Below are 15,061 nucleotides of genomic sequence, written 5' to 3'. Positions count from 1 at the left end.
AACGGATGTGTTCAGCAGTGAAAAGTAACGCGTGGATGCTCTGTCCACAATGCGATTTAATGATTAAGCTGCCGGACATTCCCGTTGGCAGCCGTGCGTCATGCCCGCGCTGCCACACCTCCCTGACGGCCAACTGGCACGAACCGCGTAAACGGCCAACGGGCTATGCGCTGGCAGCGCTGTTTATGCTGCTGCTGGCGAATCTGTTTCCTTTTGTCTCAATGAAGGTGGCCGGGCTGACCAGCCAGATCACCCTGGCGCAGATCCCTCAGGTGATGGTGACGGAAGATTACAGCAGTCTGGCGACGCTGTTCCTTCTCTTTGTGCAGGCGGTTCCGGCCTTCTGCATGATCACCATTATCCTGCTGGTCAATCCGGTCCCGTTGCCGACGCGCCTCAAAATCGGTCTGGCACGTATCCTGTTTCAGCTGCGTAACTGGGGCATGTCAGAAATCTTTATGGCGGGCGTGCTGGTCAGTTTCGTTAAGCTGATGGCCTATGGTGAGATCGGCCTGGAGACCAGCTTCTGGCCGTGGGTCCTGTTCTGTCTGCTGCAGTTGCGGGCCTTTCAGTGCGTTGATCGACGTGGCTTGTGGGACAGTCTGTCACCCCGACCTGCGCTGCCCCATCCGCCCAAAGTGGGCATTAGTGGTTTAGAGCAGGGTCTGCGCTCCTGTCCCTGCTGTACGGCCATTCTGCCGGAAGCAGAGCATAAGTGTCCCCGCTGCGGCGTCACGGCCGAGGCACGGCGTAAGCACAGCCTGCAGTGGACGCTGGCGCTGTTGTTCACCTCAATACTGCTTTATATCCCGGCCAACCTGTTGCCGATCATGGTGACGGAAACCCTCGGCACAGCCTATCCCTCCAATATCATGGCGGGGGTGATTGTGCTGTGGGGCGATGGCTCCTATCCGGTGGCGCTGGTGATCTTTATCGCCAGTATCATGGTGCCTACGCTGAAAATGCTGGCGATTGGCTGGCTTTGCTGGGATGCCAGCGGACGCGGACAGCGTGACAGCCACAGGATGCACAAAATTTATGAAGTGGTCGAATTTGTTGGCCGCTGGTCAATGATCGACGTGTTTGTTATTGCCGTGCTCTCTGCGCTGGTGCGCATGGGGCAATTAATGAATGTTTATCCCGCGTGGGGGGCAGTATTGTTTGCAATGGTGGTGATTATCACCATGATTGCTGCCATGACCTTTGACCCGCGATTAACCTGGGATCGTGTACGCGAAAACAATATGAAGGAGTCGCGCCTTGACGGAAACTAATCACGGCCATGCAAAGGTGGAACAGATTAAGCGCTGGTCGCCGGTCTGGATTGTCCCCATCGTTACGCTGTTAATCGGCGGATGGATCCTCTTTTATCACTTCAGCCATCAGGGGCCGGAAGTCACCCTCATCACCGAAAACGCCGAAGGCATTGTTGCGGGTAAAACCACGATTAAAAGCCGTAGCGTGGATGTCGGTGTGGTGGAAAGCGCGGTGTTAAGCGACGATCTCCACCATGTGGAAATCAAAGCGCGCCTGAATGCCGGCATGGGAAAATTGCTGCATAGTGACAGCGTTTTCTGGGTGGTGAAACCGCAGGTGGGTCGCGAAGGGATCAGCGGTCTCGGTACTCTGTTATCCGGTGCCTATATCGAATTGCAGCCTGGCACTAAAAGCCAGGCACCCGAGCAGTTTAAGCTGCTGGATGCGCCGCCGTTAGCGCCACCAGATGCCAAAGGTATTCGCATCGTGCTGGACAGCAAGAAAGCGGGTCAGCTCAATCCGGGGGATCCGGTGCTGTTCCGTGGCTATCGCGTCGGTACGGTCGAGACCAGCGCTTTTGATACCGAAAAACGTATGATGACCTATCAGCTGTTCGTCGCTGCGCCTTACGATCGCCTGATTACAACCAACGTTCGCTTCTGGAAGGACAGCGGCATCGCCGTGGATATGTCCGCTTCAGGAATGCGAGTGGAAATGGGATCGCTGACCACGCTGTTCAGTGGCGGCGTCAGTTTTGACGTGCCGGATGGCTGGGAGTTGGGTCAGCCTGCGAAGAATCAGTCTGACTATCATCTGTTTGACGATCAGCGCAGCATTCAGGACTCGCTCTACACCAACCATATTGATTACCTGATGTTCTTCACCGACTCCATTCGTGGTCTGCAGGCGGGTGCGCCGGTTGAGTTCCGCGGCATTCGCCTGGGTACCGTATCGGAAGCGCCCTTGATGAAAGCCGGTCTGGACCAGGCGCTGAATAATGATTACCGCGTGCCGGTGCTGATTCGCATCGAGCCGGATCGCTTTATCAGCCGACTGGGTGAGAACTTCGATCTGCAACAGCATCTGCAGGATGGTAAAAAACGTGGCCTGCGTGCGACGCTGAAAACCGGCAGTCTGTTGTCGGGTGCGCTCTATGTCGATCTCGACTTCTATGACAATGCGCCACCTTACAAAGGTCCGCAGAAAGTCTCTGGCTATGAAGTTATCCCAACGGTTAGCGGTGGCCTGAGCCAGATTCAGCAGAAGCTGATGGCGGCGCTGGATAAGATCAACAGTCTGCCACTGAACGGTATGGTCAATGAAGCGACAGGTACGCTGAAAGAGAGCCAGAAAACGATGCGTGATCTGCAGCGCACCATCGACAACATCAACAAAGTCACCGCCAGTCCGGCTATGAAAACCCTGCCGGAAGACCTGCAGCAGACATTGCGCGAGCTGAACCGCAGCATGAAAGGCCTGCAGCCAGGTTCACCAGCCTACAGCAAGCTGGTGGGGGATATGCAGCGCCTGGATAAGGTTCTGCGTGAACTCCAGCCGGTGTTAAGAACGCTTAACACCAAGAGCAATGCGCTGGTATTTGAGGCAAAACCGGGACAGGATCCCCAGCCGAAGAGGGCGAAACAGTGAATAAAGGATTAATACTTTGTGCCGCGCTGGTGTTGAGTGCGTGCAGTAGCAGCGTTGACAATACCTGGTATCAGCTGCCCTCCGGGGCGGCTTCCATGCAGGTCAGCGGCAGCCAGCTGAATGAAGCGCAACCGATGTTGTGGGTGCAGCAGGTGACGGTGCCGGACTATCTGGCAGGCAACGGACTGGTTTATCAGACCAGCGATGTCAAATACGTTATCGCCGCGAATAATCTCTGGGCCAGCCCGCTCGATCAGCAGTTGCAGCAGACATTGATTACTAACCTGAGCAAGGCGCTGCCAGGCCGGCTGGTAGCCGGTTCACCTTTGGGCGCGCAGCACGATACGCTGAATGTGACCGTGACAGGCTTCCAGGGACGCTATGATGGCAAAGCAATCGTCAGTGGCGAATGGACGCTGGAACATCAGGGCCGGCTGACTAAACAGGCGTTTAACCTGGTACTGCCGCAGACCGAAGATGGCTACGATGCGATGGTCAGAACGCTGGCGGCGGGCTGGCAACAGACGGCGCAGAAAATTGCCAATAGTGTGGTTGCGTTAAATTAAGATTGATGTGAATAAATAAGCTAAGCCCCTGACCGATTGTCGTGCTTTTTCGACAGGGGTCAGGGGCTTTTTTATTAGCTTAATCATAAAGATAGTGCTGTCGCATGCATCACAAAACGCCGTTATTTTTACCGATTAAGGTCACATTTATGACACTGGCATGAAGATTGGGCATTGATCTTTGGGTGCGCAGGAGGTAGAACATAAGGGTGGTTGAACATTAATTCACCACTTTTCTTTCCACCAGATTCCACAGACCTTACATGAGGGACACGGAGTATGAAGAGACAGAAACGAGACCGCCTCGAACGCGCCCATTCACGTGGTTATCAGGCAGGCATTACTGGACGCTCAAAAGAGATGTGTCCGTATCAGTTGATTGACGCTAAGTCTCACTGGTTGGGAGGTTGGCGACAAGCCATGGAGGACAGGTCGGTAGCTGCATAACCGGATGTCACTGAAAAGGGAATATAACCTCCGCCATGCGCGGAGGTTTTTGTTTCCGGGGGAAACGCTTAGAAAGCGGCGGTATCTTTAAACAGGCCGACTTTAAGATCGCTGGCGTTATAGATCAGATTACCGTCAACCAGCACTTCACCATCTGCCACGCCCATAACCAGTTTGCGGTTAATAACGCGTTTGAAGTGAATGCGGTAAGTCACTTTCTTCGCATCTGGCAGGACCTGACCGGTAAATTTCACTTCACCCACGCCCAGCGCACGACCTTTACCTTCGCCGCCCAGCCAGCCCAGATAGAAACCAACCAGCTGCCACATGGCATCAAGGCCCAGACAACCCGGCATCACCGGATCGCCAATAAAGTGACAGCCGAAGAACCATAGATCAGGATTGATATCCAGCTCCGCTTCAACAAAGCCTTTGTCATATTTGCCGCCGTCTTCGGTCATTTTGACCACGCGGTCCATCATCAGCATGTTGCCGGATGGAAGCGGCGGACCATTTTCGCCAAACAGTTCACCACGACCTGACAGAATCAGATCTTCTTTGGTATAGGATTCGCGTTTATCTACCATGTTTTCAATAAGCCTTGTTTTAGTGAATCACGAATATTAGCGAACAGTTGTACGCTGAGCAAATCGGATTAACGGTGGTTGAACCAGTTAAGCCAGCGCAGCGCCCAGGGACGTTGCGGACCGTCCGGCTGGTTGAACAGGCTAATGCGTTCCTGGATGGTATTCAGCAGGCAATCGCCCAGGCCATCCTCGGTACTCCAGATTTTACCGGTCAGCAGCGGTAGCGCTTCATCAGCACGGTCAATAGCCCAGATATGGAAATGACCCTGTTCAACTGCACTGACAACCGCCTGGCTGAGACTGAGATGACGGACATTGCTGGCGGGAATAATCACACCCTGCTGACCTGTCAGTTCTCGCTGATGGCAGATATCAAAGAAGCCTTCAATTTTCTCATTCAGTCCGCCCACCGGTTGTACGTTGCCGAACTGATCAACCGAGCCGGTCACCGCAATTTGCTGATTGATGGGCTGATTAGCCAGCGCGCTGATTAAGGCACAGAGTTCAGCCAGTGAAGCACTGTCACCATCCACCTCGGAGTAAGATTGCTCAAAGACCATTGAGGCCGAGAAGGGCAGTTGCTGATCGAGTTCCAGCTCGGCAATCAGGTAAGCCTGCATAATCATCATGCCTTTAGCATGAATATTACCGCCCAGCTCCGCTTTGCGCTCGATATCCATGAATTCACCATCGCCGGGATGTACCACGCAGGTAATACGCGAGGGATCGCCCCAGGCACGGGGATGGCCAGGATATTCAACGACCGACAGGCCATTAATCTGACCGACCACTTCGCCTTCGGTTTCAATCAGAATCTGTCGCAGCAGGATCTCGTCACGCATCCGCTCATTGAGATAATTCTCGCGCCACAAACGCGCTTCCAGCGCATCACGCAGCGCTTCAGCGTTCAGTTCATCGCCCATCAGGGCCGATTCGCGCATCTGGCGTTGTAGCCAGCGGGGGCAGAGTGGCAGCGTTTCCTGATCGCCGCTGTAGCGGACGCCTTCTTTAATCAGTTCTGGCCAGAAGTCCGCTTCCGGCTGGGGCAGACCCGCCTGTTGCGCCAGTTCGATGTTCCAGCGGCACCAGGCAAGCATGTCATCTTCATCCAGAATCTGAATATTCTCTTCAAATTCAGTATAGATGGCCATTTCGTGAGCTTCGGGATCCAGCTCCTGAAATTCTGCCAGCGCTTCCCGATCGCCACACAGGACCAGTTTCAGATTGAGGGGCAAGGGAGGAATCGAGACTGGCAGCGGCCGGCGCTCATCCTGAGATGTCCACTCAACATAACCCTGCTCAATACACTTTTTCAGGCGCAACCAGAGAATCGGCTGCGTCATCAGGCTACGCAGGGAAAGCAGCAGCGTGCCGCCATTAGCTTGATGGATCAGGCCCGGTTCCAGCTGGATGCGATCTTTATACTGGCGCACGCAGCCAAACAACTGCTCCATCTCAATCCATTCAGCAAAGTGAATACCACCCTGACTGGTGAATGGGCGTTGAGGATCGGAGGGGGGCTGGAGCGTGACGTTGTCGGCCATGATATGGTAATCACCGCCGAATAGAGTGGTACTGTCGGCCATAACCCGCTCTGCGGCCTGGGCAATGAATGTCAGATAATCGCGGTTCTCCTGGCTACGAACCAGCAGTAACGGGAACCCCTGCGTCTGATGGTGTAAATGCGCCAGTGCATTCAGCAACCGGGGCTGTACCGTTGCCAGAGCATCAGTTTCTTCATCAGCAATTCGGGAGAAAACGGATTGGTATTGCGCGCTATCTGGCTGTAAGGTCTGCCACGTAAGTTGAGTGCTGGTCAAAATAATCGCATTTGTCTGTTTTAAGAAAAGCGAGATTATACAGGATTCACCCTTGTTAAGCACTGCAGACTTCCTGTTGAAGATGTGATGGTGACAGCATGTTTTTCGTTGCTGCATCCGGGAAAAAAGCTGTTATTCTTAGTTCGTTACGTGATCACGATGAGATTCCGATGAAATACCAGCAACTCGAAAATCTTGAATGTGGATGGAAGTGGAAATACCTGGTGAAAAAACATCGGGAAGGTGAACTGATCACGCGTCACCTTGAATTAAGCGCGGCGCAGGCAGCAGTGGATAAGCTGCTGGCAATGGAAAATAATCCGGTTACAGTGAATGAATGGATCGCAGAACATATTCACGCTGATCTGGATAACCGACTGAAGCAAACCATCCGTGCCCGACGGAAACGCCATTTCAACGCTGAGCATCAGCATACGCGAAAAAAATCGATAGACCTGGAGTATCTGGTCTGGCAGCGACTGGCAGGTCTGGCACAGCGGCGCGGCTGCACGCTCTCTGAAACGATTGTTCAGCTGATAGAAGATGCAGAACGTAAAGAGAAATATGCCACTCAGATGTCGAGTCTGAAGCAGGATTTGCAGGCGATTCTGGGTAACTCCGGTTCAGAGAGCGAATAATCGGGCAGGGTAATCAGAGCCTTTACTCTTCAGTCCGGTTTTATTACCGGCATAAAAAAACCCCGCCTTAGCGGGGTTTTTTATTACGTGTAAACTTAAGCCTGTGGCTGAGTTACAACGTCTTTGATACCTTTAACGTCGATTTCTACACGACGGTCCGGCGCCAGGCAGTCGATCAGGGCATTACGGCCTTTCACGCTGTCACAGGTGTTGCCGGTAACTGGGTTAGATTCACCCATGCCACGTGCAGAGATCTTGTTAGAAGGAATACCTTTAGATACCAGGTAATCTACGACTGACTGAGCACGTTTCTCAGACAGTTTCTGGTTGTACTGCTCTGAACCGATGCGATCGGTGAAGCCCAGTACGACAACGGAACCATCTTTAGGATCCATTGAGCTCAGCTGGCTGTACAGCTGATCCAGAGCCTGCTGGCCTTCTGGCTTCAGGGTAGATTTGTTGAAGGTGAACAGAACGTCAGACTTCAGAGTGAAACGCTTGGTTTCAACAACTGGAGCTGGTGCCGGAGCCGGAGCTGGCGCCGGAGCAGCGACGTCATCCTGACCGAAGCGGTATGAAACGCCTACGCTCAGCATGCCGTTGTCTGGACGAGTACCAACGGTCTGTGCATCACCGATGTTGTTAACCCACTGGTAATCCAGGCGGGTAGCCCAGTTTTTGGTCAGCGCATATTCAACACCAACAGCAGCCAGCGGAGATACGCCGGTGTCGTGGTCGCTGATGCGGCCAGTAGTTGGGTTAGTCTGCGTTGAGTCTGCACGCCATACCATGCCGCCCAGACGAGTATACACGTCCAGATCGTCATAGATTGGGTAGCTCAGTTTAGCAGCCAGCTGAACGCCCTGTGCTTTGAATGCGCCGTTAGTCACGTTGCCTTTGTTAGGCATGCGACCCAGCCAGTCATAGCCCAGCTCGAAGCCCAGGTATGGATTTGCCTGGTAACCAACGAATGCACCTGCACCCAGCTGGCTTTCATGAGTTGGACCGTCATTGTTTTCGTAACCGTTACCGTAGTAACCAGTGTCGTGATACTGAGACCAGCCCAGTTTAGCACCGGTGTACCAGGTGTCATCTTTCGGAGCGGCCTGCGCTACGGTAGCGAAGCCAGCCAGTGCCACTGCAATTGCGATAGCTGTCTTTTTCATTTTGCGCCTCGTTATCATCCAAATAGGCAATGAGCAAAAAGGTTGCTCTTGGTTTAAATCCTTCGCCGGGTCAAAATGCTCGCTTATGACTCTACCGCAAAAAACGGAGGTTATTGAGCACCCTGGCGAGCTAAAGTCTACAACGAGATTGGAAACTTACAAGTATGATGTGAGGCGCTTATGTAAAAAAACAGCGATTTATACACAATTTCTAACAATTAGGCTGGTCTTATTGCCGCGGCAAAAAGCCTTAAAAACTTGCTAAACCATTGTCAACGCTCGAACTAACAGAATCAGTGGTTTAGCTGCGACAGATAAGAAAAATAGCTTGGGAAACTTCTGATTTTTACTTAATGAAACAAATCCGACTGAATTTTTATCGCAGTTTGCGGTCTGAGAGGCGCTTCCGATGTCCCGCTTGCACGCAAAATCAATCCCAGCGCTTCACCCTCTGCCGCCGCATTTTCAAGTTGACGTCGTTCATCTTCGTCAAGATCGTAAGGAATCCATGCCAGAACGACACTGTAATTTCCTGTACGCAATGCTTTGACCATCGCTTCAACCGCATTCAGACGTTCAGAATCGGCGATATGCATACTTTTATCCAGTGGTAATCCTGATTCCTGCAGCCAGGTGCGATTCAGTTTATATGCCGGTGTTAACCACAATTGCCAGCGCGATTGCTGACTCAGCTGCTGCAATAATGGCAACAGCAACATCTGCATCATACCGGGCTGTTCGCTGTAGCGTAACTCAGTAATTCCACCGCCCTGAGAGGCCGGAACGGAAGAGGACGCATAATGATGAGCATAGCGTGAATTATCAGGATGTTGTGTTCGCATAAGTTAATCACCAGCAGTGGACTGTATGAATATACAGTACTGTCATCCTGGATAAAGATCAACCCAAATTTCGGAAAACGCCTCGCAAAATCGCGACAAGATTAGTTGAAACGCTATTTATTCATTGAACCCGCTGAAGCTTTTTTTTATCTTCTAATTACCTGATACCCAAGGTAATTTACGATATATTTCTTACATGGAGGTGGTGCAATGAAAAAGGTGAATCCGGTTGTAGAGCGCTCCAGAGCGCGCCTGGCCCCATTAGGAACAATAGAGTCGCGCACCCAGTTCGGAGGCTATGCCCTGGCTGTAGAAAGTGTGGTTTTTGCCTTAATTAATAAAGACGAACTCTATCTGCGCGCCAGTGAACCTCTGCGGGAATACCTTACAGATCGTCCGCTGCAACCCCTGATTTTTCGCAAGCGGGGCAAGCTGGTGAGTCTCAATTACTTTCGGGTCGATGAGGCGTTATGGCGCGACCCTGATCATCTGCTGGCGCTCTCCGCTGCCTCTTTAGAAACGGCGCAGCTGGAGTTGCAGGACCGCCAATCCTCACCGCGGTTAAAAGATCTGCCAAATCTCAGCGTACGTATGGAGATGATGCTGTACGAGGCGGGCGTCATGAGCGTCAATCATCTTTACCAGATGGGGGCTAAACAGTGCTGGCTGAAGCTAAAAGCGATCAACCAGCACGTTGGGTTCCAGACGTTACTTGCGCTGCAAGGGGCCATCACGGGCCACCATGCCGCCGCGTTGCCGCAGGCGACACGGGCGGAGCTGAATGCGTGGTTCCAGCGCACGCTTTTATCAAACCCCAATCTCAGCGGCGGTGAAGGCTAATCAGTGATTAGCGTGCGGCGCAGGCGAGCCACATCGGGCATTAATGCCACCAGCAGACCGAGTTGCTGGAGCACCAGCGGCGCACGCGTATCCGCATCTGCGGCCAGCTGGCTGATTCGCTGAGCCAGTTGATGGCGCATCGTTTCAACGTGCTCATCGCTGACAACTTCCGTCTGAAGGACATCCTCCACATAGCAAACCGTATCATCCAGCAATGTCAGCAGTTCGGGTGCGGTAATTTTATCGCGATGGGCGCCCAGCGCAGAAATGTAACTCAGAAACGAATGGTTGGAGCAAAGCAGCTGAAAAGCCGAATCGCGCAGCTTCTGGCTGGTGCGGCTTTCACTGCTCATATTTGAGACCACCGACGCCAGTTCAGCATCCGCGTTATGCGCATCACGCCGTGCAATGCGATAGGCGAGACGGTTATCTTTGCCCTGATGATATTGCTCCATGATCGCGTCCAGATAGCGACAATTCGCTTTCAGCGTTCGTTCTGCCACGGCAGGTAACTGACGAAAGCGCCAGTCAGGCCAGATAAACGCGACAGCCAGCCAGGCCAGGCCACAGCCCAGTAAGGTATCCACTACCCGTGGCAGGGCAACTTCAAACCCTTCACCCAGCAGGTTAAAGCAGAGCAGCACCAGCAGAGTGATAAACAGCGTGGCCTGTGCATACTGCACCTGCCTGAAAGCGAAGAACAGTACGCCCGTGATCACTATCAGGATTAACTGACCTTCAATCGAAGGCACCAGCCATAAAACGGGCAGACCAATGGCAATCCCCGCCAGCGTTCCGCCGATGCGCAAGGCCAGTCGTCGCTGCGTTGCATTGTAGTTGGGCTGGCAGACAAACAGGCTGGTCAGCAAAATCCAGTATCCCCGCTCCAGTCCGGTTACCTGAATAAAACCATATCCAATACAGAGCACCACTGACATGCGAACCGCATGCCGGAACAGCGCCGATGCGGGAGAAAGGTGGCGGCTGAAGCGCAGTCGGATATCACTCCAGCCACTCAATCCTTCGCGTGACAGCAGATTGTCACTGTGCTGAGGATCTTCACCGGCCAGCGTCTGTTCTGATTCAATCGAAGCAAGCTGTGCGTCGATGGCGCGCAGGTTGCGCAGCAGCCAGAAAAGAGCACGGGTATGTGTAGCGTCGGGATCATGCTGCTCCAGACGTTCTATCGCTTTCTGTAATCGTTCAAATGCACGCTCAAAACGGCTGTCATGCACCCATCTTTGGCGCATCAGAATACAATGTGCCAGCTGGCGACAGGCCTGAGCCTGCATATTCAGCAGGCGCTGAAAGCGAAACAGAATTTCGTTGTAGCGCCAGTCGCCGCGCAGCAGATGATATTGCAGATGGGAAGAGCTGGCCCGTTCATGAATATCCTGCGCCACAAAGTAGTAGTGCAGACTACGGCGGGTGCCGCGCGACCCGCGATCGCCGCGCAGACGACTCTGCAGTGTGGTCTTGGTCAGATTAAGTTGCGCCACTAACTGGCTGTTGACCATCGCCGCATCGATAAACGCGGCATCATCCTGATCGCCCGCGTCGGGATCGAAAAGATTCGCTTTGGCATCAAGGTAACGCGCCAGTTGTGAAAAACTCCCGGCCAGCTGTTCCTGCACCGGCCGGACCGGAAACATCAGATGGCCCAGTAATGTCAGCAGGTTGTACCACAGCGCGCCGACCAGCAGCAGCATCGGCTGCATATACCACTGGCTGAACAGTCCAATGCCGAGCATGGTATAGACCGCAATCAGCAGAGCACCAAAGGCGATAGTCGCGTAGCGCTGGCCAAGGGCGCCCAGCAGAATAAAGCCCCAGGTCGAGATTGCCAGCCCGATAATAAAGGCGAACGGATAGGGAAACAGTAACTCGACTGAAACCGAGGCGATGCAGAAGCAGAGCAGGGTAATCAGCAGATTCTTCAGGCGACCGGCCAGGCGATCATCGAGATCGGCCAGCGCAGCAGCGACCACTCCCAGCGTCAGAGGGATCGTCCACTCAATCTGATGCAGCCACCAGGGAATGGCGGCGCAGCCACTCAATGCAAACAGGATCCGCAGCAGATAGCGCCACGTACTGTTAAACAGATATTTGCGCCAGCCTGGCACGGCATCCGACATCATATTAGTAGCGGCGGGCATTGGCTTCGCGCGCGGCACGCGCCTCTTCCACCGACACCACCCTGCGCCCAACCGGCCAGAGCGCGATAGCGGCGATCTTAAAGTTCGCAATTCCTACCGGAATACCGATGATACTGATGCACTGCACAATCCCTACGGAGATATGCGAAAGGCAGAGCCACCAGCCGAAGAAAATCAGCCAGAAGATATTCAGAAAGGTGCCGCCGGTATTCAGAATATGACTCTTACTTTCCGGACGCAGCACATCAATATGCACCGCCTCGTTGCCAAACGGCAGCAGCGAGAGTTTGGTGATTTCCCAGCAGGAGCGGGTCAGTGGCAGGGTAAAAATCAGCACGATGCTGATTAACGTGGCAAACAGCCAGCTCAGGGTGGTGAAAAAACCGCCCAGAACAAAATTAAGAATATTTAAAACGGTGCGCATGATCTTCTTTTCCTTTTGCATTCCGCAAGATGTGACGCCAAGTTTAGCCTGTTTTAAGGCTGGAGCGCTAAGGGTCTGACAGGTAAACTCCCCCTAATCCTATTCTCTGACGTTGGTGTCGGCGTGGAACTGAAAGCAACCTCGATGGGCAAACGGCTTGCCCAGCATCCTTATAATCGTGTCCGTTTGATGGCGGCAGGCGTCGAAGTCAGCGGCGATAAGCATGAGTATCTGATCCCCTTTAACCAGTTACTGGATATCGCCTGCAAGCGCGGGCTGGTGTGGGGCGAGCTGGAGTTTTTGCTGGCCGATGAAAAAGTGGTCCGCCTGCATGGCACGGAATGGCAGGAAACGCAGCGCTTTCACCACTATCTGCTGCAGGCCTGGCAGAGCTGGAGTCTGGAGATGAGCGCAGTGTGCTGCGAGGTGCTGCAGGCGCTACGCGACGAAATCGAGGCGTTTGGCGCACAGGATCGCTGGCTGAACCGCCACGAATTGCAGGCGCTAAAAACCAACATCCTCAAACAGTTCGATGCGTTGCCGATGCCGCTCTCCCGCTTAAAAGATTTTGCTGACTGCCGGGATAACTGGCAATTCTGTCAGCGCTGGCTGGAGCAGGGCGAAACGGCGTTGCGGCAGCGAAACCGCGACTGGACGGCCGCCATGCTGACCCGCTATCAGGATTTCTTTGCCAGCGTCGAGAGCACGCCACTCAATCAGTCGCAATGTGAGGCGGTGGTTAATGGCGAGAATTCTCTTCTGGTGCTGGCAGGCGCGGGCAGCGGTAAAACCTCGGTGCTGGTGGCCCGTGCAGGCTGGTTAATGCAGCGCAAGCTGGCCAGCGCCGATCAAATCCTGTTACTGGCATTTGGCCGCCAGGCGGCTGAAGAGATGAACGCACGTATCCAGTCGCGGCTCTCCGCCGCTGACATCCAGGCGCGGACCTTTCATTCTCTGGCGCTGCATATTATTCGCGAAGGCAGTAATAAGCAGCCGGTTATCAGCAAACTTGAGAGTGATGCCGATGCACGTCGCACGCTGCTGATCCAGCAGTGGCGGCAGCAGTGTCATGAGAAGAAGGCACAGGCAAACGGCTGGCGTCAGTGGCTGCGTGATGAACTGGAGTGGGAGTTGCCCGATGGCCCATTCTGGGAGGACGACAGGCTGGCAAACCGGCTGGCGTCACGACTGGAGCGCTGGCTCGGTCTGATGCGTATGCATGGCGGTGCGCAGGCAGCGATGATCGCCGACGTTCCCGAAGAGATCCGCGATCTCTTCAGTAAGCGCATCAAACTAATGGCACCGTTGCTGAAAGCGTGGAAGAGCGCATTAAAAGAGGAGGGCGCGGTCGATTTTTCGGGTCTGATTCACCAGGCGATTGCCATTCTGGAAAAAGGACGGTTTATCAGTCCGTGGAAACACATTCTGGTGGATGAATTCCAGGATATCTCGCCTCAGCGTGCCGCGTTGCTGAGCGCATTACGCCAGCAGAATAAGCGTACTGCACTGTTTGCTGTTGGTGATGACTGGCAGGCTATCTACCGCTTTAGTGGGGCGGAGATGACGCTGACGACGGCATTCCATCACTATTTTGGTGAGGGAGACCGCTGCGTACTGGACACAACCTACCGTTTTAACGACCGCATCGGCGACATTGCTAACCGGTTTATACAACAAAATCCGCAGCAGCTGGCAAAACCGCTGAACAGCATTACCAAAGGCAATAAAAAGTCGATTTCGCTGCTGGCGCAGGATCAGCTGGAAGCCTTGCTGAACAAACTCAGCGGTTACGCGAAGCCTGATGAGCGAATTCTGCTGCTGGCGCGTTATCACTATCTGCGACCGGATTTACTGGATAAAGCCAGAACCCGCTGGCCAAAGCTCAATCTGGAATTTATGACGATTCATGCCAGCAAAGGTCAGCAGGCAGATTACGTCATTTTGCTGGGATTACAGCAGGGTAAAGAGGGCTTCCCGGCAGAGGCGCGCGAATCGATTATTGAACAGGGCTTATTACCGCAGCCAGAAGCGTTCCCTGATGCAGAAGAGCGCCGTCTGGCCTATGTGGCACTGACGCGTGCGCGTCAGCAGGTTTTTCTGATGTTCGATAAGGCAGCGCCGTCACCGTTTGTCGATCACTTCCGCGAGCTGGGTGTGCCGGTGTTGCGTAAAGCCTGAGTTACTTCAGACGATCGGCCAGATAGCGCTGATAGTCGGGGATCATAATCTCAACGCTTTGCGCAAACAGTGGCGACTGAATGATAAAGTCAGCCGTGGAGCGGTTAGTGGCGACCGGGATATTCCATACGGTAGCCAGACGCAGCAGCGCTTTGACATCCGGATCGTGCGGCACTGCGTTGAGTGGATCCCAGAAAAAAATCAGTGCATCGATCTTCCCTTCCGAAATCAGCGCACCCACCTGCTGATCGCCGCCCATCGGGCCGCTCAGCATGGCTGTCACATTCAGACTGGTATCGCGATTGATCAGATTACCGGTAGTGCCGGTAGCATAGAGGATGTGCGATTCCAGCGCGGGCTGGTTTTGTTTCACCCAGTCAAGCAGGGCGGCTTTGCAGTGGTCGTGGGCGACCAGCGCGATATGTTTTGTGGTGCCGAGGGTACGAACAGTCTGTTCCATAAAGGCGTCCTGGTAAGGCTCATGCGCAAGAAG

At 53.7% G+C, this 15,061-nt stretch carries 14 protein-coding genes; 7 read left to right on the top strand and 7 right to left on the bottom strand.

Annotated features, from left to right (window positions below; genetic code table 11):
- Positions 1–5: 5 nt before the first annotated feature.
- The 4 genes from pqiA (at position 6) to rmf (ending at position 3,917) form a co-directional block, all read left to right on the top strand.
- Positions 6–1,274, top strand: coding sequence for a membrane integrity-associated transporter subunit PqiA (gene pqiA / locus ACR8BN_RS12430; protein ID WP_434746978.1), 1,269 nt, complete (start codon positions 6–8; stop codon positions 1,272–1,274).
- Positions 1,261–2,904: an intermembrane transport protein PqiB gene (gene pqiB / locus ACR8BN_RS12425; protein WP_031592838.1), complete on the top strand. Its 1,644-nt coding sequence runs from the start codon at positions 1,261–1,263 to the stop codon at positions 2,902–2,904. The genes pqiA and pqiB overlap by 14 nt, the downstream gene beginning before the upstream one ends.
- Positions 2,901–3,470 carry a membrane integrity-associated transporter subunit PqiC gene (pqiC, locus tag ACR8BN_RS12420; RefSeq protein ID WP_434746977.1) on the top strand — a complete coding sequence of 190 codons (570 nt, stop codon included), beginning with the start codon at positions 2,901–2,903 and terminating at the stop codon, positions 3,468–3,470. Before pqiB ends, pqiC begins: the two co-directional genes overlap by 4 nt.
- Before the next feature lie 279 nt (positions 3,471–3,749).
- Complete coding sequence (rmf, locus tag ACR8BN_RS12415; protein ID WP_008925875.1) at positions 3,750–3,917, top strand: ribosome modulation factor; 168 nt, start codon at positions 3,750–3,752, stop codon at positions 3,915–3,917.
- A 68-nt stretch (positions 3,918–3,985) separates the two neighbouring features.
- Here rmf and fabA read toward each other — a convergent pair whose 3' ends face one another.
- Complete coding sequence (gene fabA / locus ACR8BN_RS12410; protein WP_031592836.1) at positions 3,986–4,504, bottom strand: bifunctional 3-hydroxydecanoyl-ACP dehydratase/trans-2-decenoyl-ACP isomerase; 519 nt, start codon at positions 4,502–4,504, stop codon at positions 3,986–3,988.
- Positions 4,505–4,572: 68 nt separating this feature from the next.
- Entirely contained in the window at positions 4,573–6,441 is a 1,869-nt protein-coding gene (locus ACR8BN_RS12405) for an AAA family ATPase (RefSeq protein WP_050491346.1), read from the bottom strand.
- Positions 6,442–6,494: 53 nt separating this feature from the next.
- On the opposite strand from ACR8BN_RS12405, the gene matP reads away from it, so the two are divergent.
- Positions 6,495–6,962, top strand: coding sequence for a macrodomain Ter protein MatP (gene matP, locus ACR8BN_RS12400; protein ID WP_138919647.1), 468 nt, complete (start codon positions 6,495–6,497; stop codon positions 6,960–6,962).
- 95 nt (positions 6,963–7,057) lie between these two features.
- On the opposite strand, the gene ompA is transcribed toward matP, so the two are convergent.
- Together ompA and sulA are read right to left on the bottom strand one after the other, a co-directional pair.
- A complete protein-coding gene (gene ompA / locus ACR8BN_RS12395) occupies positions 7,058–8,128 on the bottom strand; it encodes a porin OmpA (RefSeq protein ID WP_010255028.1) in 1,071 nt (356 codons plus the stop codon).
- Between the two features lie 350 nt (positions 8,129–8,478).
- Positions 8,479–8,970: an SOS-induced cell division inhibitor SulA gene (sulA, locus tag ACR8BN_RS12390; RefSeq protein ID WP_031592832.1), complete on the bottom strand. Its 492-nt coding sequence runs from the start codon at positions 8,968–8,970 to the stop codon at positions 8,479–8,481.
- A 210-nt stretch (positions 8,971–9,180) separates the two neighbouring features.
- Here sulA and ACR8BN_RS12385 point away from each other — a divergent pair, with 210 nt between their 5' ends.
- A complete protein-coding gene (locus ACR8BN_RS12385) occupies positions 9,181–9,810 on the top strand; it encodes a TfoX/Sxy family DNA transformation protein (protein WP_109653163.1) in 630 nt (209 codons plus the stop codon).
- On the opposite strand, the gene yccS is transcribed toward ACR8BN_RS12385, so the two are convergent.
- Both yccS and ACR8BN_RS12375 read right to left on the bottom strand, forming a co-directional pair.
- Positions 9,807–11,966 (bottom strand): YccS family putative transporter, encoded by a 2,160-nt coding sequence (gene yccS / locus ACR8BN_RS12380; protein WP_052270880.1) that lies wholly within the window; start codon positions 11,964–11,966, stop codon positions 9,807–9,809. The two genes, ACR8BN_RS12385 and yccS, sit on opposite strands and share 4 nt — an antisense overlap.
- On the bottom strand, positions 11,950–12,390 hold the full coding sequence (locus ACR8BN_RS12375) for a YccF domain-containing protein (RefSeq protein ID WP_052270881.1): 441 nt from the start codon (positions 12,388–12,390) through the stop codon (positions 11,950–11,952). The genes yccS and ACR8BN_RS12375 overlap by 17 nt, the downstream gene beginning before the upstream one ends.
- 123 nt (positions 12,391–12,513) lie before the next feature.
- On the opposite strand from ACR8BN_RS12375, the gene helD reads away from it, so the two are divergent.
- Positions 12,514–14,568, top strand: a complete 2,055-nt coding sequence (gene helD, locus ACR8BN_RS12370; RefSeq protein WP_069026031.1) for a DNA helicase IV — start codon at positions 12,514–12,516, stop codon at positions 14,566–14,568.
- A gap of 1 nt (position 14,569) precedes the next feature.
- Here helD and mgsA read toward each other — a convergent pair whose 3' ends face one another.
- Positions 14,570–15,028, bottom strand: a complete 459-nt coding sequence (gene mgsA / locus ACR8BN_RS12365) for a methylglyoxal synthase (RefSeq protein WP_434746976.1) — start codon at positions 15,026–15,028, stop codon at positions 14,570–14,572.
- Positions 15,029–15,061 lie beyond the last annotated feature (33 nt).

The organism is Pantoea sp. Lu_F5_004, from assembly GCF_051136245.1.
In the GTDB taxonomy this organism is placed as follows: domain Bacteria; phylum Pseudomonadota; class Gammaproteobacteria; order Enterobacterales; family Enterobacteriaceae; genus Pantoea; species Pantoea agglomerans.
This window is presented reverse-complemented; position numbering and strand designations above follow the sequence as displayed.

What these genes read in the sequence shown, in the direction of transcription:
- sulA (WP_031592832.1), bottom strand. Translation starts at nt 8,970, where the DNA reads ATGCGAACACAACATCCTGATAATTCACGCTATGCTCATCATTATGCG.
- rmf (WP_008925875.1), top strand. Translation starts at nt 3,750, where the DNA reads ATGAAGAGACAGAAACGAGACCGCCTCGAACGCGCCCATTCACGTGGT.
- ompA (WP_010255028.1), bottom strand. Translation starts at nt 8,128, where the DNA reads ATGAAAAAGACAGCTATCGCAATTGCAGTGGCACTGGCTGGCTTCGCT.
- ACR8BN_RS12405 (WP_050491346.1), bottom strand. Translation starts at nt 6,441, where the DNA reads ATGCAGCAACGAAAAACATGCTGTCACCATCACATCTTCAACAGGAAG.
- ACR8BN_RS12375 (WP_052270881.1), bottom strand. Translation starts at nt 12,390, where the DNA reads ATGCGCACCGTTTTAAATATTCTTAATTTTGTTCTGGGCGGTTTTTTC.
- matP (WP_138919647.1), top strand. Translation starts at nt 6,495, where the DNA reads ATGAAATACCAGCAACTCGAAAATCTTGAATGTGGATGGAAGTGGAAA.
- ACR8BN_RS12385 (WP_109653163.1), top strand. Translation starts at nt 9,181, where the DNA reads ATGAAAAAGGTGAATCCGGTTGTAGAGCGCTCCAGAGCGCGCCTGGCC.
- yccS (WP_052270880.1), bottom strand. Translation starts at nt 11,966, where the DNA reads ATGCCCGCCGCTACTAATATGATGTCGGATGCCGTGCCAGGCTGGCGC.
- fabA (WP_031592836.1), bottom strand. Translation starts at nt 4,504, where the DNA reads ATGGTAGATAAACGCGAATCCTATACCAAAGAAGATCTGATTCTGTCA.
- mgsA (WP_434746976.1), bottom strand. Translation starts at nt 15,028, where the DNA reads ATGGAACAGACTGTTCGTACCCTCGGCACCACAAAACATATCGCGCTG.
- pqiA (WP_434746978.1), top strand. Translation starts at nt 6, where the DNA reads ATGTGTTCAGCAGTGAAAAGTAACGCGTGGATGCTCTGTCCACAATGC.